Annotated in this window: 31 protein-coding genes; 10 read left to right on the forward strand and 21 right to left on the reverse strand. The window is 43.6% G+C overall.

Annotation, left to right across the window (positions count from 1 at the left end; all coding sequences use genetic code 11):
* Window positions 1–11: 11 nt before the first annotated feature.
* Both MMAH_RS10225 and MMAH_RS07905 read right to left on the reverse strand, forming a co-directional pair.
* Complete coding sequence (locus MMAH_RS10225) at window positions 12–668, reverse strand: DUF7524 family protein (protein ID WP_013038024.1); 657 nt, start codon at window positions 666–668, stop codon at window positions 12–14.
* 15 nt (window positions 669–683) lie between these two features.
* Window positions 684–866: a methytransferase partner Trm112 gene (locus tag MMAH_RS07905; RefSeq protein ID WP_013038025.1), complete on the reverse strand. Its 183-nt coding sequence runs from the start codon at window positions 864–866 to the stop codon at window positions 684–686.
* Between the two features lie 104 nt (window positions 867–970).
* Here MMAH_RS07905 and MMAH_RS07910 point away from each other — a divergent pair, with 104 nt between their 5' ends.
* Complete coding sequence (locus tag MMAH_RS07910; protein WP_013038026.1) at window positions 971–1,909, forward strand: nucleoside recognition protein; 939 nt, start codon at window positions 971–973, stop codon at window positions 1,907–1,909.
* A 31-nt stretch (window positions 1,910–1,940) separates the two neighbouring features.
* Here MMAH_RS07910 and MMAH_RS07915 read toward each other — a convergent pair whose 3' ends face one another.
* From MMAH_RS07915 to MMAH_RS07985, 15 genes are all read right to left on the reverse strand, one after another.
* Window positions 1,941–2,303 carry a F420H2 dehydrogenase subunit FpoO gene (locus MMAH_RS07915; protein WP_013038027.1) on the reverse strand — a complete coding sequence of 121 codons (363 nt, stop codon included), beginning with the start codon at window positions 2,301–2,303 and terminating at the stop codon, window positions 1,941–1,943.
* Window position 2,304: 1 nt separating this feature from the next.
* Window positions 2,305–3,756: a F(420)H(2) dehydrogenase subunit N gene (gene fpoN / locus MMAH_RS07920; protein ID WP_013038028.1), complete on the reverse strand. Its 1,452-nt coding sequence runs from the start codon at window positions 3,754–3,756 to the stop codon at window positions 2,305–2,307.
* 2 nt (window positions 3,757–3,758) lie between these two features.
* Complete coding sequence (fpoM, locus tag MMAH_RS07925; RefSeq protein WP_013038029.1) at window positions 3,759–5,246, reverse strand: F(420)H(2) dehydrogenase subunit M; 1,488 nt, start codon at window positions 5,244–5,246, stop codon at window positions 3,759–3,761.
* On the reverse strand, window positions 5,246–7,258 hold the full coding sequence (fpoL, locus tag MMAH_RS07930) for a F420H2 dehydrogenase subunit FpoL (RefSeq protein ID WP_013038030.1): 2,013 nt from the start codon (window positions 7,256–7,258) through the stop codon (window positions 5,246–5,248). Before fpoL ends, fpoM begins: the two co-directional genes overlap by 1 nt.
* Window positions 7,259–7,262: 4 nt before the next feature.
* The gene (fpoK, locus tag MMAH_RS07935; RefSeq protein ID WP_013038031.1) at window positions 7,263–7,565 is read right to left on the reverse strand and encodes a F420H2 dehydrogenase subunit FpoK; all 303 of its coding nucleotides are present in this window, start codon (window positions 7,563–7,565) and stop codon (window positions 7,263–7,265) included.
* The gene (gene fpoJ / locus MMAH_RS10785; RefSeq protein ID WP_281033883.1) at window positions 7,562–7,921 is read right to left on the reverse strand and encodes a F420H2 dehydrogenase subunit FpoJ; all 360 of its coding nucleotides are present in this window, start codon (window positions 7,919–7,921) and stop codon (window positions 7,562–7,564) included. Before fpoJ ends, fpoK begins: the two co-directional genes overlap by 4 nt.
* Window positions 7,905–8,177, reverse strand: coding sequence for an NADH-quinone oxidoreductase subunit J (locus MMAH_RS10790; protein ID WP_013038033.1), 273 nt, complete (start codon window positions 8,175–8,177; stop codon window positions 7,905–7,907). Before MMAH_RS10790 ends, fpoJ begins: the two co-directional genes overlap by 17 nt.
* Window positions 8,174–8,587 (reverse strand): F420H2 dehydrogenase subunit FpoI, encoded by a 414-nt coding sequence (fpoI, locus tag MMAH_RS07950; RefSeq protein WP_013038034.1) that lies wholly within the window; start codon window positions 8,585–8,587, stop codon window positions 8,174–8,176. Before fpoI ends, MMAH_RS10790 begins: the two co-directional genes overlap by 4 nt.
* Window positions 8,588–8,591: 4 nt before the next feature.
* Window positions 8,592–9,620: a F420H2 dehydrogenase subunit FpoH gene (gene fpoH, locus MMAH_RS07955; RefSeq protein ID WP_013038035.1), complete on the reverse strand. Its 1,029-nt coding sequence runs from the start codon at window positions 9,618–9,620 to the stop codon at window positions 8,592–8,594.
* A gap of 4 nt (window positions 9,621–9,624) precedes the next feature.
* Window positions 9,625–10,749, reverse strand: a complete 1,125-nt coding sequence (gene fpoD, locus MMAH_RS07960) for a F420H2 dehydrogenase subunit FpoD (protein WP_013038036.1) — start codon at window positions 10,747–10,749, stop codon at window positions 9,625–9,627.
* A 9-nt stretch (window positions 10,750–10,758) separates the two neighbouring features.
* A complete protein-coding gene (gene fpoC / locus MMAH_RS10715) occupies window positions 10,759–11,235 on the reverse strand; it encodes a F420H2 dehydrogenase subunit FpoC (RefSeq protein ID WP_048902300.1) in 477 nt (158 codons plus the stop codon).
* 4 nt (window positions 11,236–11,239) lie between these two features.
* Window positions 11,240–11,815: an NADH-quinone oxidoreductase subunit B gene (locus tag MMAH_RS07970; RefSeq protein ID WP_013038038.1), complete on the reverse strand. Its 576-nt coding sequence runs from the start codon at window positions 11,813–11,815 to the stop codon at window positions 11,240–11,242.
* On the reverse strand, window positions 11,800–12,198 hold the full coding sequence (fpoA, locus tag MMAH_RS07975) for a F420H2 dehydrogenase subunit FpoA (RefSeq protein ID WP_013038039.1): 399 nt from the start codon (window positions 12,196–12,198) through the stop codon (window positions 11,800–11,802). The genes MMAH_RS07970 and fpoA overlap by 16 nt, the downstream gene beginning before the upstream one ends.
* Before the next feature lie 246 nt (window positions 12,199–12,444).
* On the reverse strand, window positions 12,445–12,951 hold the full coding sequence (locus MMAH_RS07980; protein WP_013038040.1) for a hypothetical protein: 507 nt from the start codon (window positions 12,949–12,951) through the stop codon (window positions 12,445–12,447).
* A gap of 11 nt (window positions 12,952–12,962) precedes the next feature.
* Window positions 12,963–13,382, reverse strand: coding sequence for a DUF22 domain-containing protein (locus tag MMAH_RS07985; protein WP_048902176.1), 420 nt, complete (start codon window positions 13,380–13,382; stop codon window positions 12,963–12,965).
* Between the two features lie 193 nt (window positions 13,383–13,575).
* Here MMAH_RS07985 and MMAH_RS07990 point away from each other — a divergent pair, with 193 nt between their 5' ends.
* The 3 genes from MMAH_RS07990 to MMAH_RS08000 are packed head-to-tail and all read left to right on the forward strand — an operon-like array spanning window position 13,576 to window position 16,140.
* A complete protein-coding gene (locus tag MMAH_RS07990) occupies window positions 13,576–13,737 on the forward strand; it encodes a 4Fe-4S binding protein (RefSeq protein ID WP_013038042.1) in 162 nt (53 codons plus the stop codon).
* The gene (locus MMAH_RS07995) at window positions 13,734–15,014 is read left to right on the forward strand and encodes a phytoene desaturase family protein (RefSeq protein WP_013038043.1); all 1,281 of its coding nucleotides are present in this window, start codon (window positions 13,734–13,736) and stop codon (window positions 15,012–15,014) included. The genes MMAH_RS07990 and MMAH_RS07995 overlap by 4 nt, the downstream gene beginning before the upstream one ends.
* Before the next feature lie 49 nt (window positions 15,015–15,063).
* Window positions 15,064–16,140 (forward strand): bactofilin family protein, encoded by a 1,077-nt coding sequence (locus tag MMAH_RS08000; protein ID WP_013038044.1) that lies wholly within the window; start codon window positions 15,064–15,066, stop codon window positions 16,138–16,140.
* Here MMAH_RS08000 and MMAH_RS08005 read toward each other — a convergent pair.
* Together MMAH_RS08005 and MMAH_RS10535 are read right to left on the reverse strand one after the other, a co-directional pair.
* A complete protein-coding gene (locus MMAH_RS08005) occupies window positions 16,121–16,720 on the reverse strand; it encodes a Maf family nucleotide pyrophosphatase (RefSeq protein WP_013038045.1) in 600 nt (199 codons plus the stop codon). The two genes, MMAH_RS08000 and MMAH_RS08005, sit on opposite strands and share 20 nt — an antisense overlap.
* A 9-nt stretch (window positions 16,721–16,729) precedes the next feature.
* Window positions 16,730–16,891, reverse strand: coding sequence for a hypothetical protein (locus MMAH_RS10535; RefSeq protein WP_157198719.1), 162 nt, complete (start codon window positions 16,889–16,891; stop codon window positions 16,730–16,732).
* Window positions 16,892–16,993: 102 nt separating this feature from the next.
* Here MMAH_RS10535 and cofG point away from each other — a divergent pair, with 102 nt between their 5' ends.
* From cofG to cofC, 4 genes are read left to right on the forward strand one after another with little or no spacing between them, the layout of a single operon-like run.
* Window positions 16,994–17,977, forward strand: a complete 984-nt coding sequence (gene cofG / locus MMAH_RS08010; RefSeq protein WP_013038046.1) for a 7,8-didemethyl-8-hydroxy-5-deazariboflavin synthase subunit CofG — start codon at window positions 16,994–16,996, stop codon at window positions 17,975–17,977.
* Between the two features lie 13 nt (window positions 17,978–17,990).
* Window positions 17,991–19,079 (forward strand): 7,8-didemethyl-8-hydroxy-5-deazariboflavin synthase subunit CofH, encoded by a 1,089-nt coding sequence (gene cofH / locus MMAH_RS08015; RefSeq protein ID WP_013038047.1) that lies wholly within the window; start codon window positions 17,991–17,993, stop codon window positions 19,077–19,079.
* Entirely contained in the window at window positions 19,076–20,146 is a 1,071-nt protein-coding gene (gene cofH, locus MMAH_RS08020) for a 7,8-didemethyl-8-hydroxy-5-deazariboflavin synthase subunit CofH (RefSeq protein ID WP_013038048.1), read from the forward strand. Before cofH (MMAH_RS08015) ends, cofH (MMAH_RS08020) begins: the two co-directional genes overlap by 4 nt.
* Window positions 20,143–20,787 carry a 2-phospho-L-lactate guanylyltransferase gene (gene cofC / locus MMAH_RS08025; protein ID WP_013038049.1) on the forward strand — a complete coding sequence of 215 codons (645 nt, stop codon included), beginning with the start codon at window positions 20,143–20,145 and terminating at the stop codon, window positions 20,785–20,787. The genes cofH (MMAH_RS08020) and cofC overlap by 4 nt, the downstream gene beginning before the upstream one ends.
* Here cofC and cutA read toward each other — a convergent pair.
* Window positions 20,765–21,076 carry a divalent-cation tolerance protein CutA gene (gene cutA, locus MMAH_RS08030; protein ID WP_013038050.1) on the reverse strand — a complete coding sequence of 104 codons (312 nt, stop codon included), beginning with the start codon at window positions 21,074–21,076 and terminating at the stop codon, window positions 20,765–20,767. The two genes, cofC and cutA, sit on opposite strands and share 23 nt — an antisense overlap.
* 145 nt (window positions 21,077–21,221) lie before the next feature.
* Here cutA and MMAH_RS10380 point away from each other — a divergent pair, with 145 nt between their 5' ends.
* Complete coding sequence (locus tag MMAH_RS10380) at window positions 21,222–21,395, forward strand: 4Fe-4S binding protein (protein ID WP_083774850.1); 174 nt, start codon at window positions 21,222–21,224, stop codon at window positions 21,393–21,395.
* Window positions 21,392–22,624 (forward strand): NAD(P)/FAD-dependent oxidoreductase, encoded by a 1,233-nt coding sequence (locus MMAH_RS08035; protein WP_013038051.1) that lies wholly within the window; start codon window positions 21,392–21,394, stop codon window positions 22,622–22,624. The genes MMAH_RS10380 and MMAH_RS08035 overlap by 4 nt, the downstream gene beginning before the upstream one ends.
* Window positions 22,625–22,707: 83 nt before the next feature.
* On the opposite strand, the gene trkA is transcribed toward MMAH_RS08035, so the two are convergent.
* Complete coding sequence (gene trkA, locus MMAH_RS08040) at window positions 22,708–24,042, reverse strand: Trk system potassium transporter TrkA (RefSeq protein WP_013038052.1); 1,335 nt, start codon at window positions 24,040–24,042, stop codon at window positions 22,708–22,710.
* Between the last annotated feature and the right edge of the window lie 87 nt (window positions 24,043–24,129).

A 24,129-nucleotide genomic window follows, 5' to 3' on the forward strand; every position in this document is an offset into this window, starting at 1 on the left:
TGAATACCTCGTTATTTCCTGAAAACAGGTAGTTTGGTTAACATATAAGCAAATAATAAAGTCAGAAGAATAGCTATCGCCAGAGATGTATAAAAACTGGTTGAAAAACCAGCAGGATTTAGGTTAACAGATGATATTACATAATAGGCACCAAAGAGGAAACCAATTAACATGAACAGAAGGATGACTAATTTAATATCATCTGGAGTGATGGATTTCTTAAGGAACTGGCCAAAATCCATGCTCCATTTAGCCTTTGATGCAGAAGAAGGGGGTGAAGGAATATGGACAGATTCAATTTTCGATTCTTCCTCTACCGGAATTCGTACGTTGTCCTTCTGTCCTATGTTTATAGCAAATGATTCTGTTTTGGAGCCATATCCCATGGTAACAAAAATTGTGCCACTACTGAATACCCGGCCATCATGAGGAATCCTGACAACAACGGGCACGTATTCTTCATGGGTCACATAAGGATTGTCATCAAGGAAAGTTACATAACCATCCAGATTTTCTGAAATGGAAAAATTGACATGGGTAGGCGAACCATAGTTGATTATCACAATCTCAAAACTCTGTTCCCCACCGGGAGAGAGGGAAACCTCAACAGAAGGAATATCAAATTCAATGGAATTTACACCAAGTCTGTTGATATGTATCTGTTGCAATGCGGATTCACCTGTTTAGTCTCTCATTTCAGGAGGAAGCATATTGGGAATACCTTTCTCGATGGGATAATATTCGTCACATGCAGCACAATAGAGGGTACCACTAATAACCTCTTCCCCTTCATCACTACTTATATTTAGAACTAGCTCCCCTTTGCACAGGGGACAGGCAAGGATGTTCATCATTTCTTTTTTCATGACATTCACATCTCCAGATATTATTACTAATAATATCAAACTTCTGGTATTAATACAAACGGAGATAAATAGATTAATTTACAGGGATTCCTATCTAAAGTGATATGATTGACCTGCTATTAAGGGTTCTTGATTTTGCATTTCCCATACTTATAATGATCTTTATAGGATTATGGGGTGCCGGACTCCTTATAGAACTGGGGCTGATGAAAAAATTATCCCGCCTCGCAAGACCTCTGCTCAAGCACACCAATCTGCCCGAGTCCTGTGGAAGTGCTTTTTTAGTTGCTATCGGATCAACTGCTGCTGCGAACAGCATGGTAGTCCAGGCAAAGGATAAAGGGTGTGTTAATGACAGGGAAGCAATACTATGTGCCATCCTCAACAGTACACCTGCTTATGTAAGAGGGATCATAACGTATCAGATCCCCATAATAATACCTGCACTGGGACCTGTAGTCGGTGGATTCTACGTGATGGTATTCATTATATCAGCCGTTGTGAAGTTTTCAGTTGTTATAATCCTGAGTAAATTCTGGATAAAGGAACAAAATAACTGTACACTGGATGACGAACACAACGGGAATAGACCTCCGCTAAAGGAGGCAATGAAAACAAGTTTCAAAAAAGAAAAGAAACTTTTCTTCAAGATCGCCACAATATACCTGGGCATGACCACCCTTGTTTTTGCACTGAGGAAAAGAGGCTTTTTTGAAATATTCAGTGTGCTGCCTCTGGCTGACCTATTTGGTATACCCTCAGAAAGCATCATCCCCCTTACAACTTATATTGCCAGTCCAATATTGGGAGTGTCATTGCTTGGTCCCATGATAGGGGAGGGTAGTATATCCTACCTGCAGGCCATGATCGTCATAATGCTTGGAAGTATGTTCATGCTGCCGATATTCAGTATAAAGACTCTGCTGCCAAGATATATTTCTATATTCGGCCCGAAACTTGGCGTGAAAATAGTAACAATATCAACCGGAATGAGTATTCTAATACGATTTACGATACTGATTATACTACTCAGTATAGTTTAAAAAAAAGAAGAGAAAGGGGAAGATTCCCCTTTTAATGGTGTTCTCCAAAACACTCATCTTTTCTGTCATAGGCCTCATTGCAGCTTTCAAGACATCGCCTGCAGAGATGTCTTACCTCTTCATCGTATACATTCTTGAAAGAGGGAACAAAAACCTCTACATCATAGAGCTGGCATGTGGTTCCGCACAGGTCACATTTCTCGAATTTATTGCCGGGAACGCATTTACCTTCCTCATCACTTTTTTCGTCAAATGTGCCTTTTGCAGAATCAAGACATTTTTCGCATAGACCCTTCCAGATTCCTTCGGGATAAGAGTGTTCGAACCGGGGTTCAAACACTTTTACCGGACAAACGGTGGGTATTGACACACCACATAGATCACAATCTGCCATATTAGATACCTCCGACAAGTACACTGGCTGCTTGCATTGCAATTTCAACGAATGGCTCCGGCCATAAACCAATAGCCAGTACACCCACAAGGGAAATCAGAAGAGCTGCTACATAGGGAACAGGTTCAGATACTTTTTCACCTTCATGGGGCATTGCATACATGTATCTTACAAGCCTTGCATAATAATACAGGGAAAGCGCACTATTCAAGATTGCGATTACCGCAAGCCATACCATTCCTGACTGAATGGTCGAGGAGAACAGGATGAACTTGCTCATGTAACCTGCTGTTGGCGGAATTCCTGCAAGTGCAAATACAAATACAGTAAGACACAGTGCAGTTATTGGCATTTTCTTACCCAGTCCCTTGAAGTTGTCAAGGTGGTCCGGGATTTCAGTATCCCTCTTTTCCTTTATAACCATGTAGACTACAGCAGCAACAGCTATGAAAGCACCGGCCTTCATGAAACCGTGAGCCAGGGTATAGAGTATACCTCCGGTCAGTGCCATTGGGGTGAGGACCACAAATGCCATTGAAATGTAGCCTGCCTGTGCAATAGAGGAGTAAGCTAGCATACGTTTTACACTTCTCTGGGACAGGGCCACTACATTACCATATGTCATGGTAATTACTGCCAGTATCGCAAAAGCCATCCTCCAGTCCGCCTGGAGTGCCAGAAGGGCTATTATGAATACCTTGAATGCGGCAACGAATGCCATCTTCTTGGAGCCTGCGGCCAGAAGGGCCGATACAACAGAAGGTGAACCCTGGTAGGTATCCGGAGCCCACATGTGGAATGGTACAAGAGCAATCTTGAAACCAAAACCTGCTATCAGGAGTACTATTGCAAGTAATCCGATTGCGTTAGAGGTCAATACATCCATGTTCTGTGCGATACCCGGAATGGAAGTGGTACCGGTTGCACCGTAAACAAAGGATATTCCCATAAGCAACAGGGCCGCTGAGAGAGCACCCATAAGCAGGTATTTCATTGCGGCTTCGACAGAGCGGGGATTCTTCTTCTCAAACCCGGCAAGCGCATAGGTTGCTATACTTGCCAGCTCAAAGGCCACAAAAAGAACCATGAGGTCATTGGCAGATGCCACAAACATCATACCGAAGGTGGCAAACAGCACAAGGCAATAGAAGATTTCCGTGTCTGTATTGTTTTCAATGTACTTGATAGATGCAATGGATACAATAAGAGCAACCACCAAAAACACCAGTTTAAAGAACTGGGAAAGGGGGTCTACACTCAGGGTATCGGAAAACATCAATGCTGAGGCACTGAAGTTGCCGAGCACCATTGCAAGGGCTGCCAAACAGCCCGCTGTTGCGATATAACCTAGTATGTTTTTGGATGATGAACCCATAAAAATACCAATCGTGAGTACGATCAATCCAGTCAATGCAATTATAATCTCAGGTGCAAGTAACATCAAATCTACCATTCTTACACCCCCATTGCAGCCATAAGGCTGACTATTTCATTCGAACCTGTAATCATCATATCCAGCACCGGACTTGGGTTCAATCCGAAGTACAGTACCAGCAGGGCTATAACTGCCATGGAGAAGGTCTGTACATTGGACAGATCAAAGACCTCTCCGATCTTTCCATTATAGACACCAAACATAGTTCTTTGCATTGCCCAGAGATGGTAACCAGCAGTTATGACTACACCAAACAGTGCGAGTATTACAAACGTTGGCACATTTACATAACTGAAAGTGAAAACCATGAATTCGGCGATGAAACCGGTCAAACCTGGCAATCCGAGAGATGCCATGAAAGCCAGCATCATTATAACCGCCAGTTTGGGCATTTTTGTAGCAAGACCCCCAAGATCATTGATGACCCTAGTACCGGTGGATGCCTGAATTACTCCTACGGACATGAACATTATGCTCATTATCAAACCGTGGGAAAACTGCTGGAACATTGCTCCGGAGATAGACAATGCAACAAGTCCTGCAGCTCCCAGGGCCACAAATCCCATGTGACTTACACTGGAATAGGCAACCATTCTCTTGAGATCCTTCTGGGACAGTGCCAGGAATGCACCGTACACAATACTTACAGCACCAAGCAATCCCAGGATTGTAATCATCATATCCGGGGTTCCTGTAGCAGGAAGCATTGGCAGGATTACACGGAAGATACCGTATCCGGCGATCTTGAGCAGGATGAACAGTACACTTCCGGCAGTCGGTGCCTCTGCATAAGCATCCGGTAGCCAGGAGTGGAATGGCACTATCGGAAGTTTGACCAGGAAACCGAAGAGAAGTGCAAGGAAAATTGCATCTCTGGCAATACCTGATCCAATCATCGGGAAATGGCTCATGAGATGGGCAATGCCCATATTTGCCACACCGGTCTGATCCCAGGCAGCAAAGTAAAGTCCGAAGATACCCAGCAGCATCACAAGGGAAGCTACATGGGTGTAAATAAAGAACTTGATTGAAGCATGCCTCTTATTCGGACCGCCCCAAATGTTCACCATGAAGAACAGTGGGATCAGTGTAAGTTCCCAGAATACATAGAAGAGGAAGAAATCCAGGGAAACGAATACACCGATAACTGCCCCCTGCATTGCCAGGATCAAGCCATAAAACCTGTTGGGAGTTGATCTGACATCATCCCAGGTGAACAGTATTAGCAGTGGAATTACTATTGCATTGAGCAATATAAGAGGCATTGAGATACCATCGACACCAAGATGGTAATTTATACCAAGACTTGGAATCCAGCTTGCCAATTCCTCAAACTGCATCGCAGCTGATGAGCTGTCGAAGCTGAAGTACATGTAAAGGGTCAGTATCAGGGTGATAAGTGTACCCATAAGGGCCACCACACGAGCTTGCTCCCTTGTTTTCGTAAGGAATGCAAATGCTGAGAACAATAGCGGAATCAGCACTATTAGGGATAATACCGGCAACATTAGAAGACCTCCATGACGAGCTTGATCAATATTACCAGGAGACTTACTCCTGTAATGACAGCCATCGAGTAGTGTTGTATAACTCCTGTCTGTATCTTCCTGAAGGAATCCCCTGCCTCTATTGTCAGGTAACTGATGACATTGACAATACCATCAATAAACCTGTCTATGTGATAACCTGCCATGGCAAGACCTTCATAGACAAACTTGACAGCAAAGAGCTGGGTGAATATCTCATTCTGATAATAGCGGTTGTAGAGGAGTTTGTACACAGAGTTGTCTTTTGAAACAAACCTGCTCATGTCTATTGCTTTCTGATAGTAGATCACAAAGGCGATCAACAGACCGATCACTGCCACGATAACAGGCATCCACAGTATGAGCAATGGTTCGTGGCCTGCATGATGGGCAAGTTCATAGTTACCCACCTCTGCCAAAGCAGGGATGTCCATGTTAACAAAGTTGTTCACAAAGGTACCGCTTACAAACTTGTTGAATGGTTCAACAACGATAGCTCCGAAGATCAGGGCAAGTATACCCAGTATGGAAAGCGGAACTGTCATTGATGCAGGAGATTCATGCCCACCATAATTGGTCCTGGGCTTTCCGGCAAATGTCATGAACAGCAACCTGAATATGTAAAGTGAAGTAAGCAGTGCTGCCACGATTGCAAAGAGATATGGGAACCAGTTTCCTGCATGTTCCCCGAAGAGATATGCATTTTCAATTATTGGATCTTTACTGAAGAAACCTGTACTTCCTATAGAGGTTCCGGGTATACCGAAGCCTGCAAGAGCAAGAGATGCGGCTACCATTGTTGCAGCTGTTATAGGCATGACCTTTGCAACGCCACCAAGTTCCCTCATATCATGGGTTCCCACAGCATGGATCACACTACCGGCACAAAGGAAAAGAAGTGCCTTGAAGAATGCATGGCTGACCAGGTGGAATATAGATACACCGACTGCTTCTGCACCGATGACCGCTCCCATACCCAATCCCAGCATCATGTAACCAAGCTGACTGATGGTAGAATAGGCAAGTACCCGTTTCAAATCGTTCATCACAATTCCCATTGTTGCGGCAAACAGTGCGGTGAAGGCACCCACATATGCCACTATAATGAGGGATTGTGGTGCAGCGATGAACATCGGGAAGGTTCTTGCAACCAGATAGACACCGGCTGTAACCATTGTTGCAGCATGGATAAGAGCCGAAACAGTTGTTGGACCTTCCATTGCATCAGGCAGCCACACATGTAGCGGGAACTGACCGGATTTACCAACGGCCCCTCCAAAGAACAGGAGAGTGATTATCGTAAGGTGGCTTACCTCAAAGCCAAGAATCGTTGCATTCATGGCAGCTATTTCGGGGATGTAGGAGAAGATCTCATCGAACCGGAGCAGGTAGACACCTTCGGGGATACTGCCGTTTACCAGTTTGAAAAGATCGGCAAACAGGACAATAATACCTGCAAGGAACATCACATCTCCAATCCTAGTGGTGAGGAAAGCCTTCTTTGCCGCTGAAGCAGCGCTGGGTTTCTGGTACCAGAAACCAATTAGCAGATAAGAACACAGACCCACAAGTTCCCAGCTTATGAACAACTGGAGAATATTGTCGGACAAAATCAGACTCAGCATAGACGCAGTGAAAAGAGAGGTCTCTGCAAAGTACCTTGATTTGGCCGGGTCATGTGACATGTAGCCTACTGAATAGATGTGAATAAGCAGACTTACAAAGGTCACCATTGTGAGCATTACCGCTGCAAGCGGATCTATCAGAATACCCAGATTAAGAATTGCGAACCAGTGGTAGGACTGGCTAATTACCTGATCCGGGTTCTGCAGCAATCCTATAGTGATCAGTAGAGAGATCAAAAATGATGCTGCTATTGCAAATATCGGAATTAATGCACCGCCATATGGGGTTTTCTTACCTACAAAGAAGGTAATTACAAAGGCGAGTGCGGGTAAAAGTGGTATTAAAAACGCTAAATTTTCATAAGCCATATCATTACCACCTCAACAAGTTAAGCTCGTCAAGATTGATAGCATCCCGCATCCTGTAAATGGACACCATGATTGCGAAACCTATTGCTGCTTCTGCTGCTGCCAGTGCTATCGAGAAGAGAGCAAATACCTGGCCGCTCATATCATCATTGTAAGTGGAAAAAGCTACAAGATTAATGTTTGCTGCATTTAGCATAAGTTCCACACACATCAGGATACGAATACCGTTTTTCTGTGAAATGAAACCATAGAGACCTATGGCAAAGACTATCGCAGAAAGTGCAAGATACCAATTAAGGGGAATCATTGGTTATCCTCTCCTTTTGCCATGTAAATAGCACCCATGAGTGAAGATAGCAGCACAATTGAAAGAACTTCGAATGGTACTACGAAATCAGTGAATATCAGGGTACCGATGGCTTTAATGTTACTCTGGTCTTCCATGTTCTGGGGCAGCTGATCAACTGTTGTCCAGGATGTTCCGTAAAGGGATACAAGAACCACCGCAAGGAACAAACCTACAATTGACGCTCTTAAAATGGCCCTTCCAATTACTTCCAGTGGAGGGATTTCCATGTGTGCAAGACGGATAAGGAACCTGCGGGGATTGAACTGATGTACAAATGAATCCCAGATGTCTGGCTTATCAGTTGCCATTATCATCACTTCCCATTGTATTCTTTGTCAGCATCACGGCAAAGAGGATCAGCACACCGATTGCACCCACATAGACCAGGATCTGTACGACACCCAAAAACTGGGCATTCAGCGTGATAAACAGGCCGGCGACTGTAAACATTGAAAATACAAGTGCTAGTGCCGCCCTGACTATATCCTTAGACAGCACTGCTGCCAGGGAAAAGAAAATTACCACGGCTGCTAATATGAAAAAGACCAAAGCTTCTCCTATTCCAATCATTGTTCAGCCTCCGGGGCGTCAATAGGTTCTTCCCTTGCCAGTTGATCTGGTGTAAAGAGAAGATCCTCATGTTTCCACGTGATTATACCATCTGTATAAATCTTTGAACTTGAGAGGGCATCCTGTGGACACTGGTCAATACAAAGACCACAAAACAGGCAGTGCCCGACATCTATTTCGGGGAACCACCGGGTCTTGGTACTATCTTTACTTACCCTGGCCCTCACAATCTTAATTGCACAGTTGGGACAGGTATTTGCACATATTCCACACCCGATGCATTTACTTTTATCAAGTTTTTGCAGCCCTCTGAACCTTTCAGGCAATTCCGAGCGTATTTCAGGATACATTCTGGTAACACGGGGCTTTCGGATGTTCTTTAAAGCTCTTGTGATATTTTTCAGAACCATCTAATCACGCTCCCAGATACAAACCTAATGCAATAGCCCATCCAAGGTTCAACAGGGAGAGGGGCAGGAGTTTTTTCCAGCTAAGATCAACCACCTGGTCGATCCTGAACCTCGGAACAGCCCAGCGCAGCATGATAATAAACATCATAACGATCGTTGCCTTGGCTATGAGGAACAGTGTTGGAAGGATTATTCCGAGTACAATATTATCAGTTACAAATCCAGGGAGATTCCATCCACCCAGGAAAAGCAGTGAAATCAAGAATGAACCGAGAATCAAATGGAAGTATTCTGCGAAGAATCCCAGACCGAACCTCATGCCACTGTATTCAGTAAAAACACCAGCCTGAAGTTCTTCTTCGGCCTCATTCTGGTCGAAAGGAAGACGACCCATATCAGCCATCATAGCAATGAAGAATACTATGAAACCAATCGGTTGCAGGAATACATACCATATGGGACTCTGGGCATGGACGATCTCAACCACATCAAGAGAGCCTGCCATCACGGCAACACTTACAATGGTAATTCCCAGAGGAATCTCATAACCGATCATTCTTGCAAAGTTACGGAAAGTACCCATCATTGCATACTTGTTATTCTGTCCGTATCCAAGTACAAATATACCGATAACGGCGATCGCAGAAACGGCCTCAATGTAGAGAATACTTATGTCCATCTGGGTTGCTGCCAATACATACTCGACACCGTTTATGTAAACAGCCCCGAAGGGAATAGCAACAAGCATCAAAAAGACCGACATCATAATTACAATCGGTGCACCGATATACAGAATCTTGTCTACTTTTGCAGGAATTATATCTTCTTTTGTAAACAATTTGATTGCATCCGCAACAAGCTGCAGCAGACCCATTGGACCTACCCTGTTGGGACCATATCTTTCCTGTATATCACCGGCAAGTTTACGCTCAATCCAGATAGCGGCCATTCCGGCTCCGAAAAGAGCTCCTATAAGCGCAAGACCAACGATTGCTTTTACCCATGGAAAAATGTTTGCTGGAATATCGAACATGTTTTCACCTATCCGCCTCACTGGTACATGCGTCCATACTTCCCGCAATCGCTACAACATCTGCAAGCTGAGTGCCTTTTATAAGGGGTGGCAGTGCCTGCATTGTGGGATATACGGGACCTCTGATCTTTACACGATAGGGTTTGTCTGAACCATCGGAGATCATATAGAATCCCATTTCTCCTCTTGGATCTTCAACCCTGTAGAACACCTCGCCTTTTGGAACCCTCATGACAGGGGACCTGCGATCATACGGCAGGTTCTCCGGGAACAGGGGGCCGGAAGGCATCTGATCAAGCGCCTGCTCGACAATATACATACTTTCGTATATTTCTGCGATACGCACCCAGATACGTGCGTCAATATCTCCTGCAGTTTCGGTACAAACCTTGAAATCCAAGTCATCATAAACAAGATAGGGATCATCCTTCCTTATATCAAAAGCAACGCCTGTTGCACGCAATGGCGGACCGGAAACTCCAAGGTCGCTGGCTATATCAGGTGTGAGTACACCAACACCTACAGCACGTTCCCTATATATCATGTCAGTTTTCATCAACTCGCCCCATTCCTCAACACCTTTTCTGACGTAGTCGAATGTTTCCTTGCATTTTGCCTCGAAACCTTCCGGCAGATCATCACGTACACCACCAAAACGAAGGTATGAGTGCGTAATCCTTGCACCGGTGGTCATTTCAAGAAGTTCCAGGACTTTTTCCCTAACAGCTATCGGGTACATGAACATTGATACAAATCCAAGGAAAGAAGCGTATTCCGCATATCCAAGCAGATGGCTCTGTATCCTGGAAAGTTCTTCAACTATAACCCTGATATACTGTGATCTTTCAGTCGGCTCGACTCCGGCCAATTTTTCGACACAACCTACAAAAGCTTCCTCATTGGTAAGAGCTGCAAGATAACATGCCCTGTCAACCACAGGAATACCTTGAAGGTAGGTCTTGTTTTCCAGTATTTTTTCAATGCCCTTATGGATGAAACCAATCTCGACCTCAGAGTCCTGCACAGTCTCACCTTTCACTTTGACATTCAGCCTGAAAGGTCCGGGTTGTGCAACATGCTGAGGGCCCAGGTGGATAAGCATCTCATCAGGACCAACATTAGTATCCATATTTATCACTCACACCAGGTTTTTAGCAGTATTTTGGGGGAATCCTTCGTAATCCTTACGCAGAGGCCAGTCTCCCAGCAATTCATCCGGAAGGACAAGGTTTCTCAGGTCCGGATGATTCTTGTACTGTACACCGAATAACTCATAGGTTTCCCTTTCATACCAGTTGGCATTCCAGTAAACCGGCACCACAGATTCAATCTGAGGGTTATCCCTAGGAAGTCTTGCTTTCAATGTCAGTACTACCGGATGGTCATAGGAACCTATGTGATACACCACATCAATTTCGTTTTTCTGAATCAGATCTACCGCTGTTTCAGAACAAAGATGTCCAAACTCGAGTTCCTCTTTTAGATACTGGCATACTTCCACAATGCTATCAGCATCAGCATATGCAGAAATGCGTCTTTCAGACTCGGTAGTTGTATCTGAGATTGCTTCCGGGAATTTACTGCTCAGTGAATCAATAATCTTTTCCGCATCCATGATATCACCCGTCATATCCTGATCCTTTATCTTCCCTGGCTTCAATCTTTTTCTGGATTTCAAGGAAGCCCTGAATTAATGCTTCAGGCCTGGGAGGACAGCCGGGAATGAAAACATCAACCGGGAATATCTCATCTATATTCTGTACAGTACTGTAGGACTCGTAGAAGGGACCGCCACTTATAGAACAGTCACCCATGCAGATTACCCATTTAGGAGAAGGCATCTGATCATATAATTTCTTGAGAGCGGGGAGATATTTCTTTGTAACATACCCACTGATTATCATAACATCTGCCTGTCGGGGGGAGTTCCTGGGAATGATACCAAAACGATCGGTATCCATAGGAGACATACCTGTTACAATAATCTCTACACCACAGCATCCCATTGCCTGGGCCATAAACCATAGAGAGTTCTTACGACCCCAGTTTATGAAGTCCTGAGCCTTTGTCTTCTGAAGGAATTTGTTTATTTCCTGAGAAGTGGTAGTTACCACACCGGGGATATTTTCTTCCTCTGCAACCTGTTCTTCAACAGCGGGCTGTTCATAGGATTTTTCCTTTAATTCTTCAGCCATTTAAGGGCCCCCTTCTTCCATAAGAATGCATAACCGAACAGGAAAACAGATATGAATACAAACATTTCGACTATCGCTACCGTCGGATCCACTCCTGTGCTACCTCTGTATATCATAGCCCACGGATAAAGGAAAAGGACTACGACATCAAACAATACGAATGCGATCGCATAGAGGTAATACTCCACATTGAACTGAATACGTGCAGGGCCGGTAGGAACCGATCCTGATTCATAAGTGGAATATTTCTCCGCACCCTTGCTCCTTGGACTGAGCAATTTAACGATCAGCATCGTCATTGGTGGCATCAGTAGTGAGACGACAAGAAACACCGCAACCGGGATGTAACTATATATTATATCACTATTGACAATTCCTGACATATACTCACCTGATTATGAATATCAATAAAAGTGGACCAATTGACTTTATGTAACGTCACTGCATTTGTATAATAAATGGTCCACTGGATTTTATTTTGAATCTTCTAATGAATCATCACATAAAAACATATTGGATTTATCACGCTTTATAATCAAAATTGAAATTAAAAAAGGCATTACACAAGACGTAAGAAAAACAAAACACAAATATGACTAAAATAAAAAAAATAGTTAGAAAGGTATACATCAAAGAGTTTTTGGAGCGAAGTATTTCTTAATCAGCTCACCGCATTCAGAACAGGAAATAATGATCCAATCCCCTACTTCCTCTTTTATATACCTTTCAAAGATAGAAGCTCCGCAAGCAGGGCAGACATAATATTTCTTAAAATAATAATGGTAAAATGCCGGGTTATCCTCCAGCCATTTTACAACAGCCTGCATTCTTTCAAAATATCGCTGCTTTGAAGGGACTTCCACGTTTTCAATTGCATCCGAAGCTTTTTCAGAAATATGCCTTTCATATTTTTTTGAACGGGATGTGATTTTCTTGTAATCAGAAATGTACCTTGATGTACTATTTAAATAACTAAAATATGTTTCGTGGGACTGGGGCTTGGAACAATTGCAAATTGTACGGAGGAAAAATTCCCCCATCACATCTTCCATAACATCAGCACAGGTCGTGCAGATATTGTAATTACCATAATGTTTGTGATCCTGAACCTCACCACAAATCAAACAGGTCTCCATTTGAATACCCCTCAGTCAACTTCAGTGGGAGTCATTGCTTCCCTGGTAAACATTATCGGGAAAACATTCAAGACACCAAGCAGGTCGCCTTCCCTGATTTTTCCATTTGTCTGGCCGAATACATATGCATACCTGACAGTGCGCTCCTTATCCACCGGACATGCTCCCTCAGTGGAAGCAATCTTGAGAACAGAAGCAACTGCATGATATGTGAAAGCGCATGGCATGGCAAGAGTATCGGGGTCAAGAGTGATTTCCCTGACAGGAATCTTTTTGTATTCCCCTGCCCTGATTTCCAGGTCGTTATCCGCAATCACCATTTCCCACCTTGCACGGGTTGCGATAGTAAATTCATAGGGCGCTGCCTTAACTTTTTTTGAAACAATTTCCCCTTTTTTCCGGGAAACTACCTGTATTACCTCTGCAGACATCCAATCACCATTTAAGCATATATGAACAAGGAGATATATAACTACCACCATTGATAATTAACAATAATCCATTTCCACCATTACTACTTTTAAAGTAACGAAAACTAAATATTAATAAATTGTGTATTCATCCCATCCCGATTCACACCGGAAGTCAAAATATAGTACACCTACCTGAATAGCGGAGAATCATATGCGAGTCAATGAAAAATGTGTCGGATGCGGACAATGTACCGCTTTCTGCAAACAGGACGCCATTGTAGTTAAAGGAAATGCATACATTACAGAAAAATGTACCAACTGTGGCGTATGTGCATTTTACTGTCCCCTTAAGGCTATTGAGGCTGAAAAATGAAAATCAATATAATCGGAGCAGGGCTTGGCGGCCTTTTAAGCGCGGCTTCACTTGCAATCGAAGGACATGAAGTAGAGGTCTTTGAAAAATTACCCATTACAGGTGGCCGTTTTACGAACATCGAATATCACGGTTTTAGCCTGTCCACGGGAGCATTGCACATGATACCTCATGGTTCTACAGGCCCTCTGGGCAACCTGCTCAGGAAAATAGGTGCAGATGTGGAAATCGTACCCTGTAAACCAATGGCCATGATCCGTATACCTGCAAATGGGGCAAATGATTACAAATCCGGATTTAAAGATATATCTTTCAATCAGTATGGCTCGCAATTCTCCATGTGGAACAGGCTCAAGCTTTCAATCCTTTTAATTACCACCAGAAGGTGGCCTCCTAAAAATATTTCTTTTGAAAACTGGATTCGTAAATACCTGAATGAAGATAGCGCACACAAAACCGCCAACTCCTTCTGCGGCTGGGCACTGAGCCTGACAAACAGGGATGTACCTGCAGAGGAAGCTTTTGAAATATTTGAGAATCTCTACCGCTATGGAGGAACAGGCATCCCAATGGGTGGATGTAAAGGAGTTACGGATGCTCTTGTAGAAATAATTCGTTCAAATGGCGGGATAATCCATAAAAATACCGAAGTGAGCCGGATAATTGTGAAAGACAACACTGCCCGGGGAGTAATAGCAAATGGGAAAAAACATTACTCTGACATTGTAATAAGCAATATTGGCCACCCATTTACAAGAGATCTTTATGAATCAGGTACCATAGATAACGCTTATGAAGAAAAGATAAACAATGCCAAACCTTCTGCAGGAATTAAGATATGTCTGGCCGCAGATAAGCCATTGATTGGTCACAACGGGATTCTCCTGACACCTTACTGTCGCCGGATCAATGGAATCAATGAAGTGACTAACACAGACCCAAACCTTGCCCCCAGCGGGAAACATTTGGTAATGGCACACCAAAGTGTCCAGCAGGAAAATATCGATAAACTTGAAGAGGAGATCGAAATTGGCCTGCAGGATCTTAAGGAAGTCTTCCCCAATAACAAATATGAAGTAATCCTTACCCAGTCATATTATGACGGATGGCCCGTAAACAGGGCATCCTCTGGATCAGATATAGGCAATATCACTCCCATTGATAACCTTTACGTAGTTGGTGACGGGGCAAAAGGAGAGGGAGGTATCGAAGTCGAAGGTGTCGCCCTGGGGGTTATGAACACACTGGATATTATAAAGCAACTATATGTGGAGTGAACAGTGTTCCTTAAATAACTCTTCAACCAATCATTAAAGGGGTTATTATATGCAGATCAGAAGGTTCTCTGTCCTGTTACTGTTATGTGTACTGTTGAGCATCCAACCTGCTTTTGCCTTCACATCATACGATGGCGAAGGGGATATGGAAATCTTACAACAGATAGATGATGACGTTTATGCTGCAGGAGGTAATCTGCAGATTAACAGTGATATAAACGGTGACCTGGTGGTTACCGGCGGCACCATTACCATCAACGGAGATATTTCCGGAGACCTGATAGCTGCGGGCGGTACAATAGCAATACGAGGAAATATAGCCGATGATGTCAGGATAGCAGCCGGGAAACTGACCATATCAGGAAATATCGGAGATGATGTCATTGCAGGTTGCGGCCAAATAATCCTGGAAGAAAATGCAACAATCGGAGGAGACCTGACAGCAGGCACGGATAAGGCATACCTCTACGGGGATGTTGCGGGCGATGTGTCAGGAAACTTCGGGAATATAATACTTGGCGGAAATGTCGCAGGAGAAGTGGATGTTGATACCAATAAAATACAAACCTTACCTGACGCCACCATCCAGGGGGAAACTATCACCTCTACAGATAGATACGCGGGGCAAACCGAATCCGATGAAAATGGATACGGATTCATGGATACTGTATTCTGGTTATTGCGTTACATAATGTTACTATTGACCGGCTGGATAATTCTCTACCTGGCAACAAATAGCATTGAGGACATGACCTTTCACCTCACGGATAAACCGATTCACAAGACTATAGCCGGCCTTTTATCATTGCTGGGAATTGTCATGGGATCAATTGCACTTACAGTAACAGTGATCGGGATACCTCTGGCACTGCTTCTATTCCTGATACTGGTGTTTATGCTTTACTGTGCAAGGATAATAGCCGGCTTATGGCTGGGAAAAAAACTATTCGAGTTGCTGGGCAGGACTACCACACGATGGAGGGAGATGGCAGTCGGCATATTCATACTACTGCTACTGGGAAGTATCCCATACATTGGCTGGATAGTCTATATGGTCGCCACTCTCCTATCAACAGGTGCAATCTATTATCTATTAAAGGAAAAGGTCAGGCATCGGCCTGCATGAGTCCAAATACATCTACACCTTTATTTTTTAACATCTGCGAAAGCCTGAAAAGGGGAAGTCCAACCACATTACAGAAATCCCCTTCAATTTTTTCCACAAGCACTGCACCAAGCCCCTGTATGGCAAAGGCACCAGCTTTACCCATTGGTTCACCGGTTTTCACATACGCTATTATTTCTTCCCGGGAGAGATTCGTCATCTCAACTTGAGTGGATATTATGTCACTTTCCTCAATCCCATTTTCCGAATCGATAACAACAATACCGGTTAAAACTTCCACAGTTCTGCCACTCATCATACCCAGCATTGATATGGCATCTTCTTTACCTGCAGGCTTGCCCAGAAATTTCCCGCCACATGATATACCCGTGTCAGCTGCGATTATCACAGAATCCGGATATTTTGCCGCAACATCACGGCCTTTTTCCAGAGCGTGCTGAAGTACCCGGGATGCAGGGTCCAATCCCTCAACCATGAGCTCATTGTAAGCAGAAGGAATTACCTGAAAGTTATCCCCGATGAGCTGTGTAAGCAACTCCCTGCGCCGGGGAGAGGTAGAAGCCAGAATTATCCTGCGCATGATAAGGTCTCACTGCTGATTATAAATAAACCGTCTCTTTGCATAGCCTCTGTAACCACAAACTATGTAAATGCAGTCCACCTTCACAAAGTCTTCACAAGAGCGACACTCCGAATACAGTACATTCTTCCTGCCTGCACGGGGACAGTTTTCAATCCATGCTTCAAGCAATTATCCGGACCTCCCTGAAAAGAAATGTACATTCCATGATATAAACCCGTATTTGTGTTGCATTAATCTTATGTAGGATATATATCATTTCATTCTCCATCCATGCCAGAGTATGTCACATTCGCACGTAATGTATTCATTCCTGTCACAAACATCTGCAGGAACAATTGCCATTACTGTACCTTCCGTCGTGAACCGTCCCATCCTGATGCACAATTGATGGGGGAAAACGAGATAGGTGATATTCTAAGCCTCGGAAAAAAGGCAGGTTGTACGGAAGCCCTGTTCGTGTTTGGAGAATATGCCGAGGAAGTGCCCGAATACATGGAGTGGCTTGGACAAAGAGGCTATTCTTCAACTGTGGATTATGTCTACAAGTTGTGCGAAATGGCAATTGAAAGAGGACTGTTGCCCCATACAAATGCCGGTATACTGACCTATGAAGAAATGGAGTTCCTCAAACCTGTAAACGCAAGTATGGGCCTCATGCTTGAAACCACTGCACGCTTGTCTGCCCATGAGCTGTCACCTGGCAAGGAACCAGACATCCGCCTTGCCATGATAGAAGATGCAGGCAAACTACATATCCCGTTCACAACAGGCATCCTTGTAGGTATCGGTGAAACCCGCAAAAATCGTATAAATTCCCTTGAAGCCATTGCAGAGCTGCAATTCAAATATAGGCATATCCAGGAAGTAATTATCCAGAATTTCATGCCCAAACCTGGCACCCGGATGGAAAACATTCGTCCACCATCAAAGGAAGAGATGCTCGATACTGTACAACTGGCAAGAAATATCCTGCCTGCAGATGTAGAAGTGCAGGTAGCTCCAAACCTGATTGATCCTTACCTGTTGATAAAAGCCGGTGCCAAAGACCTGGGAGGAATATCCCCCACAACAATTGACTGGATAAATCCTGAAGCTGAATGGCCGGATGTTGAAAAATTGAAAACTATGGCAAGAGACATCCCATTAAAGGAAAGATTACCCATCTACCCGCAATACATAAGAAGTGAATGGTATAGTAAGCAACTTGATGGATTGATAAATTCCCTTGCAAATTCCGAAGGATATCGAAAATAACAGAAGGATCCCTATGAAAAACACGATACCTGATGATATAATACAGCAGGCATATGAAGGAAAAGTTACCAAAAAAAATGCCCTCAGGTTGCTGGAAGTTGCCCCTTTGCAACTGTTTAACCTTGCCGACAAATTACGCAAGCAGGCCGTCGGCGATGATGTGACATATGTTGTCAACAGAAATATCAATTTCACAGACCGATGCATAGGCAACTGTGGTTTCTGTGCTTTCAGGAACCAGGAAAATTACCTTCTGGAAAAATCGGATATACTCAAAAAAACAAAAGAAGCTATTGATTTGGGTGCTACAGAAGTCTGTATCCAGGGCGGGTTACTTGAAGATGCAAACTTGGAATTTTACCAGAATATTCTCAGTTCCATCAAAGAAAATTACCCCGACATACATGTTCACGCCTATTCCCCGATGGAAATTTTCCACCTTGCAAATAAAAATAGGCTTTCTATCGAATCCACAATAAAAAGGCTCAAAAACAGCGGCCTAGAAACTATGCCCGGTACTGCTGCAGAGATTCTTTCTGACAGGGTGCGCGAAATAATATGTCCCGGAAAACTGAACACCCTGCAGTGGGAAAATGTAATCACTACAGCCCACAGGCTTGGAATTGCAACTACTGCGACCATGATGTACGGGCATGTGGAAACAAAGGAAGAAAGGATAGATCACATACTGAAAATAAGGGAGATCCAGCAAAAAACCTCTGGTTTTTCCGAATTTGTACTTTTGCCGTTCATGCCCTACAACAACCCCATCGGCGAGAAGATGATACAGGAAGGCAAATATGCCACCGGTGGCATGGAGGATTTACAGTTTTATGCGCTCTCCCGGATCCTCCTGCATACCCACATCCCCAATATACAGGCAAGCTGGGTCAAGCTCGGAAAGAAACTTGCACAGGTAGCTCTTGCCTGTGGTGCCAACGATGTTGGAGGCACATTGATGGAAGAGAAAATCTCCAGCTCTGCAGGTGCAAAAAACGGGGAAAATATGGAAGTTTCCGAAATAAAATGGTTGATTCACACTGCCGGCCGCAAACCCGTACAAAGGAATACGCTCTATGAAACCATTGAGGCAGGGAAATGATTAATGAAGAGATTGAAAATCGGGCTGAAAATGGGTTGGCCACCAAAGAAGATGCCCTGCAACTCCTGAAAGAAAACCCCTTTGAACTTTTTGGCCTGGCAGACCGGCTTCGTAAGGAATCAGTCGGTGACGATGTAACCTATGTTGTGAATCGCAATGTGTACATCACCAATATGTGCAGGGGCAAATGTAATTTCTGTTCATACAATCAGCAGAACGGTTACATATTAACAATACAGGAAATCCTTGAAAGGGTGGAAACAGCATATCTTGCAGGCGCCACCGAAATTTGCATACAGGGAGGTTTCCTTCCAGAACTCAAACTTGATTTTTATCTTGATATCGTACGAGCAATCAAGGAAAAATATCCAGATATAAGCATTCATGGATATTCCCCCATGGAAATCAACCACGCTGCCAGAGTTGACGGTCTCTCTCTGGAAGAGGCATTCTCAAAATTGCTGGAAGCCGGATTGGGAACCCTTACAGGGACCTCTGCGGAAATCCTCTGCGAAAGGGTGCGAAATATTATTTGCCCTGAAAAGATTACTACAGAAGAATGGATTGATACAGTAACATCAGCACATAACGCAGGCCTAGTCACAAATTCAACCATCATGTATGGCCATGTGGAAACCTGGGAAGAAAGAATCGACCACCTACTTATACTCAGGGACATCCAACAAAAAACGGGCAAATTCACAGAACTTGTCCCTCTTCCATTTCTGCCCTACAATAACAAGTTGGGTGAAAAAATGATTAAAAAAGGAATATATGGCCCGGGAGGAATAGAAGATCTGAAATTCTATGCTATTGCACGCGTTCTTCTCAATAAACATATAACCAATATACAGGCCAGCTGGGTAAAGCTTGGAAATAAGCTTGCACAGGTAGCCCTGAATTGTGGTGCAAACGATTTGGGTGGTACACTTATGGAAGACCAGATCACCGTTGCATCAGGGGGGATAAATGGTGAATACCTGCACCCCGAAGAAATGCAATGGATCATCAAAGGAATCGGGCGCAGGCCTGTCAGACGTGATACATATTACAGGGAATGTAAATGAGAGCAGTGATACCCTACAAAAAGGAAAATGCCAAATCCAGGCTTTCAACCGTTATGACAAGGGAACAGAGGGAGACCTTTGTCGAAAAAATGCTCCTGGATGTTGTTGCAACCTTAAAGGAAGGCGGAATCCGGAATATAGATATAATCACCACCAACGCCTGTGACGTGAAAAAGGAAGTAAAAGCAAATATAATTGAGGATGACACAGACCTCAACGACTGCTTGAATAAATATCTCTCTCAAAAGGAAGAGCCGATACTGATCATTATGGCTGACCTGCCCCTTGTGAAATTCAGTCATATAGAAGACATAGTAGCAGGTAAAGCGGATGTAACAATCGTCCCCGGCAAGGGAGGTGGCACAAATATATTGTTTATCCGCAAACCTGAGAATTTCAGGGTCAAATACTACGGTTCAAGTTTTGAGAGCCACTGTATGATTGCCGCACAACAAAATCTCTCTATTCGAGTATACGATTCATTCCTTGCAAGTACAGATATTGATGAACCACAGGATATTACAGAACTCATATTACATGGACACGGAATTGCAAAGGATTATGCCGAAAAAAGATTCGGAAAAAAGGAAGGTAAAGGAAGGGTGAAAATAAGCCCCTTCAATGAGATACCGATGTACTGATCCATTCCAGGAATTCAGAATCGCCTTCAATATTCCATGAAACAATTGCAGGCAATTCATAACTGTGTATGCTGCGCACAAGTTTTCTTATAGGTTCAAAATTGTTCTTGGTAGTTTTGGCAAAAAGGACGACTTCATCATCCTCGTTTACTTCTCCCTCCCACATAAAAACCGACCTGATAGGATACATATTCACACAGGCTACAAGACCCTGGGAAACCAACTCGGAGGCTATATTGCGTGCCTCAACTGTATCTGAAGTTGTGATATAAACAATAATAAATTCCATAATGAATGATAACATACAATAATTTATAAATCTCCTCCATATATGATACTACAGGTAAATTGTAATAATTTTAAACCCTTACTGACAAAATATATATCTTTACATGTGTTATTAGGGTCAATTCATATCTTATTTCGGTGATTGGATGAGCATTAATATAAATCGGTACAAGTGCGGATACTGCGGTGCATGTGTGGGTGTATGCCCCAGCGGAGCCCTCGAGCTTGTAGAAACCTGGGTGGAAGCTAATGATTGCTGCACAAGTTGTGGTCTCTGTGCTAAGATCTGCCCGGTAGGAGCTATTGAGGTGAATAAATGAAAGAAATGTATGATTTGATAGTTGTAGGTGGTGGACCCGGGGGAGCAATCGCCGCAAAAAATGCTGCAGAACTCGGACTTGATGTACTCCTTATCGAAAAAAGACAGGAAATCGGAGACCCTGTGCGCTGTGCAGAAGGGGTTTCTAAAATCAGCCTCAGCGACCACATCGAACCTGACCCACGATGGATATGCGCAGATCTTACAGGTTCTCGCATATATTCCCCGGATGGAACAATGATCGAAATGAGTGAAGAAATGTCAGGAGGGGAAGTAGGTTATGTCCTTGAAAGAAAAATTTTCGACCGTGCCCTTGTGGACCAATGTGCCAAAGCAGGTGCAGAAGTTAGAGTCAAGACCCGGGCAACCGGACTTATAATGGAAAAGGGTGTTGTATGCGGAATTTATGCAATGCACCTGGGTGAGGAATACAAAATACGCTCAAAGATCGTGATCGGCGCTGACGGAATGGAATCAAAGGTTGGCAGATGGGCAGGAATCGATACATCCCTGAAACCAAGTGATATGGAAACCTGTGTGCAGTATCTTGTTACTGATATTGATATTGATCCAAATTTCTGTGATTTTTATCTCGGAAACGAAATTGCACCAGCAGGCTACCTCTGGGTATTCCCTAAAGGTGAAAATATGGCAAACATAGGCGTTGGCATCTTGGGAAGTAAATCAGGTGACAAGAGAGCTATCGACTATATTAATAAATTTATAGAAGATGTTTATCCCGATGGAAGGATTATCGAAATGGTCTACGGAGGAGTACCCGTTCGTGGCCCCATCGAGAAAACAGTTAGTGATGGTTTAATCCTTGTGGGTGATGCCGCACGCCAGTCTGATCCAATTACAGGAGGAGGCATTATCAATGCAATGGAAGCTGGAAAGATTGCTGCAGAAGTCACTGCAGATGCCATCAAAAGAGGAGATTACACCACAAATACCCTTAACGAATATGAAACTCTCTGGAGATCCACCATCGGGAAAGAAATTGAATATAGCCTGGTAGTAAAAGAGACATTTGTCAAATTTACAGACAAAGATCTCAATCACCTTGCACAATCCCTGTCCAATGTCAATTTTTATAGCCTCAGTCTCAAGGACTTGCTTTATGCTTTATTCAAAGCAAACAAGAAATTATTATGGGATCTGCGGGGCCTTTTCAGAGATGTTGTCAACAACAACTTTGACTTCAAATATAAAAAGAATCAGTTTGACTGATTATTTTATTTTTTCCAGAAGGCTGGAGTTTTCGACTTCTTTATCCCCTGGATAACTGAGTATGGAAATCCATAAATGTACCCTTACTTGAACAGTTTTTCTACAGCCTGATGTGCCCTGGGCAGGGAAAATATAAGCAGGTGATCTCCCTCCCTTATCCTGTAGTTACCCCGAGGGATAATAGTTACTCCTCCGTGTACTACCATGCTTACGAGGGAATCATCCGGGAAATTCACATCCTTTAGAAGTTTTCCCGCCACTTTTGATTTGCGAGACACGGTATATTCAATTATTTCTGCCTTTTCGCCTTCAATGGTCGTCAGGGCTTCGATTCCCGTTCCCATTGAAAGTTTGAGTACTTCATTAACTGTGGCTTCCCTGGGACTGACAGCACGGTCCACACCCACCATTTCGAAAAGTGGCACATAATCAAAGTGATCAGCTCTGACAATTACCTTCTTTGCCCCCAGCTGTTTGGCCATCAGCGAACACAATAAATTCTTTTCATCACTGTCTGTGACAGAGATAACTACATCCATCTCACCGACATCTTCTTCCTTTAGAAGATCCAGGTCGGAACCGTCCCCACGCAAAACAAGTGCCTTTTGAAGATTATCGGCTATCATTTCAGATCTCTGGCGACCTTTTTCGATGATCTTTACGTTCAGACGTGTATTTTCAAGCAACTGTGCCAGATAAAATCCGACTACCCCCCCGCCAATTATCATCACGCGGCTGCGTGACTTATTGATCCCACCAAAAAAGGAAGAAATATCCTTCATTGCATCTGCTTTACCAATAATTACGATGTGGTCGCCAGCCTGAATCATGTCTTCACCATGAGGAATGATCAGTTGCGAACCCCTGAAAAGAGCACTTACGATACAGCAATCGAGCAAATCTATATCCCGAAGATGTTTGCCTGCAATACTACTATTGTCCTTGACAACAAACTCCATCATTTTTACTTTTCCGTCTGCAAAGGATTCAGAATCAATAGCAGAAGGAATTGATAAAATCTCAGCAACTTCAGACGCAAGGGCAAGTTCGGGACACACCATTACATCAATACCAACCTGTGTACGCTTGGCTACCGGCCTATCTATATAATCAGGATTACTGACCCTTGCCATGGTCTTGAAGTTCGTGCTGGACTGCTTTATCAACTTAGCAGCCATACATGAAACGATGTTTATTTCGTCATCACCGCTTACAGCCACAAGAAGATCTGCACCGATCAAAACTTTTTCAAGAATTGCAGCATTTGCTCCGTTGCCCTGAATGACCTGAACGTCGAGTTCATCGACCCTCAGGCAAGCATCTTCATCTTCATCAATGATAACAAGATCATTTTCCAGGTACAGTGATTTAGCTATATGATAACCAACTTCACCTGCACCTATGACAACGATTTTCATAAAGGCACCTCAATCAAGCTAAATAATTAGACAGGATTAAACGGTAATCTATGCCATGGTTGTTAAAGCTTACTAAAAAAGAAAAAC

The organism is Methanohalophilus mahii DSM 5219, assembly GCF_000025865.1.
Taxonomy (GTDB): Archaea; Halobacteriota; Methanosarcinia; order Methanosarcinales; family Methanosarcinaceae; genus Methanohalophilus; species Methanohalophilus mahii.

Coding starts and splice junctions, on each gene's coding strand:
- MMAH_RS07905 (WP_013038025.1), bottom strand. CDS start 866: ATGAAAAAAGAAATGATGAACATCCTTGCCTGTCCCCTGTGCAAAGGG.
- MMAH_RS07910 (WP_013038026.1), top strand. CDS start 971: ATGATTGACCTGCTATTAAGGGTTCTTGATTTTGCATTTCCCATACTT.
- MMAH_RS07915 (WP_013038027.1), bottom strand. CDS start 2,303: ATGGCAGATTGTGATCTATGTGGTGTGTCAATACCCACCGTTTGTCCG.
- fpoN (WP_013038028.1), bottom strand. CDS start 3,756: ATGGTAGATTTGATGTTACTTGCACCTGAGATTATAATTGCATTGACT.
- fpoM (WP_013038029.1), bottom strand. CDS start 5,246: ATGTTGCCGGTATTATCCCTAATAGTGCTGATTCCGCTATTGTTCTCA.
- fpoL (WP_013038030.1), bottom strand. CDS start 7,258: ATGGCTTATGAAAATTTAGCGTTTTTAATACCACTTTTACCCGCACTC.
- fpoK (WP_013038031.1), bottom strand. CDS start 7,565: ATGATTCCCCTTAATTGGTATCTTGCACTTTCTGCGATAGTCTTTGCC.
- fpoJ (WP_281033883.1), bottom strand. CDS start 7,921: ATGATAATGGCAACTGATAAGCCAGACATCTGGGATTCATTTGTACAT.
- MMAH_RS10790 (WP_013038033.1), bottom strand. CDS start 8,177: ATGATTGGAATAGGAGAAGCTTTGGTCTTTTTCATATTAGCAGCCGTG.
- fpoI (WP_013038034.1), bottom strand. CDS start 8,587: ATGGTTCTGAAAAATATCACAAGAGCTTTAAAGAACATCCGAAAGCCC.
- fpoH (WP_013038035.1), bottom strand. CDS start 9,620: ATGTTCGATATTCCAGCAAACATTTTTCCATGGGTAAAAGCAATCGTT.
- fpoD (WP_013038036.1), bottom strand. CDS start 10,749: ATGGATACTAATGTTGGTCCTGATGAGATGCTTATCCACCTGGGCCCT.
- fpoC (WP_048902300.1), bottom strand. CDS start 11,235: ATGGATGCGGAAAAGATTATTGATTCACTGAGCAGTAAATTCCCGGAA.
- MMAH_RS07970 (WP_013038038.1), bottom strand. CDS start 11,815: ATGGCTGAAGAATTAAAGGAAAAATCCTATGAACAGCCCGCTGTTGAA.
- fpoA (WP_013038039.1), bottom strand. CDS start 12,198: ATGTCAGGAATTGTCAATAGTGATATAATATATAGTTACATCCCGGTT.
- MMAH_RS07980 (WP_013038040.1), bottom strand. CDS start 12,951: ATGGAGACCTGTTTGATTTGTGGTGAGGTTCAGGATCACAAACATTAT.
- MMAH_RS07985 (WP_048902176.1), bottom strand. CDS start 13,382: ATGTCTGCAGAGGTAATACAGGTAGTTTCCCGGAAAAAAGGGGAAATT.
- MMAH_RS07990 (WP_013038042.1), top strand. CDS start 13,576: ATGCGAGTCAATGAAAAATGTGTCGGATGCGGACAATGTACCGCTTTC.
- MMAH_RS07995 (WP_013038043.1), top strand. CDS start 13,734: ATGAAAATCAATATAATCGGAGCAGGGCTTGGCGGCCTTTTAAGCGCG.
- MMAH_RS08000 (WP_013038044.1), top strand. CDS start 15,064: ATGCAGATCAGAAGGTTCTCTGTCCTGTTACTGTTATGTGTACTGTTG.
- MMAH_RS08005 (WP_013038045.1), bottom strand. CDS start 16,720: ATGCGCAGGATAATTCTGGCTTCTACCTCTCCCCGGCGCAGGGAGTTG.
- cofG (WP_013038046.1), top strand. CDS start 16,994: ATGCCAGAGTATGTCACATTCGCACGTAATGTATTCATTCCTGTCACA.
- cofH (WP_013038047.1), top strand. CDS start 17,991: ATGAAAAACACGATACCTGATGATATAATACAGCAGGCATATGAAGGA.
- cofH (WP_013038048.1), top strand. CDS start 19,076: ATGATTAATGAAGAGATTGAAAATCGGGCTGAAAATGGGTTGGCCACC.
- cofC (WP_013038049.1), top strand. CDS start 20,143: ATGAGAGCAGTGATACCCTACAAAAAGGAAAATGCCAAATCCAGGCTT.
- cutA (WP_013038050.1), bottom strand. CDS start 21,076: ATGGAATTTATTATTGTTTATATCACAACTTCAGATACAGTTGAGGCA.
- MMAH_RS10380 (WP_083774850.1), top strand. CDS start 21,222: ATGAGCATTAATATAAATCGGTACAAGTGCGGATACTGCGGTGCATGT.
- MMAH_RS08035 (WP_013038051.1), top strand. CDS start 21,392: ATGAAAGAAATGTATGATTTGATAGTTGTAGGTGGTGGACCCGGGGGA.
- trkA (WP_013038052.1), bottom strand. CDS start 24,042: ATGAAAATCGTTGTCATAGGTGCAGGTGAAGTTGGTTATCATATAGCT.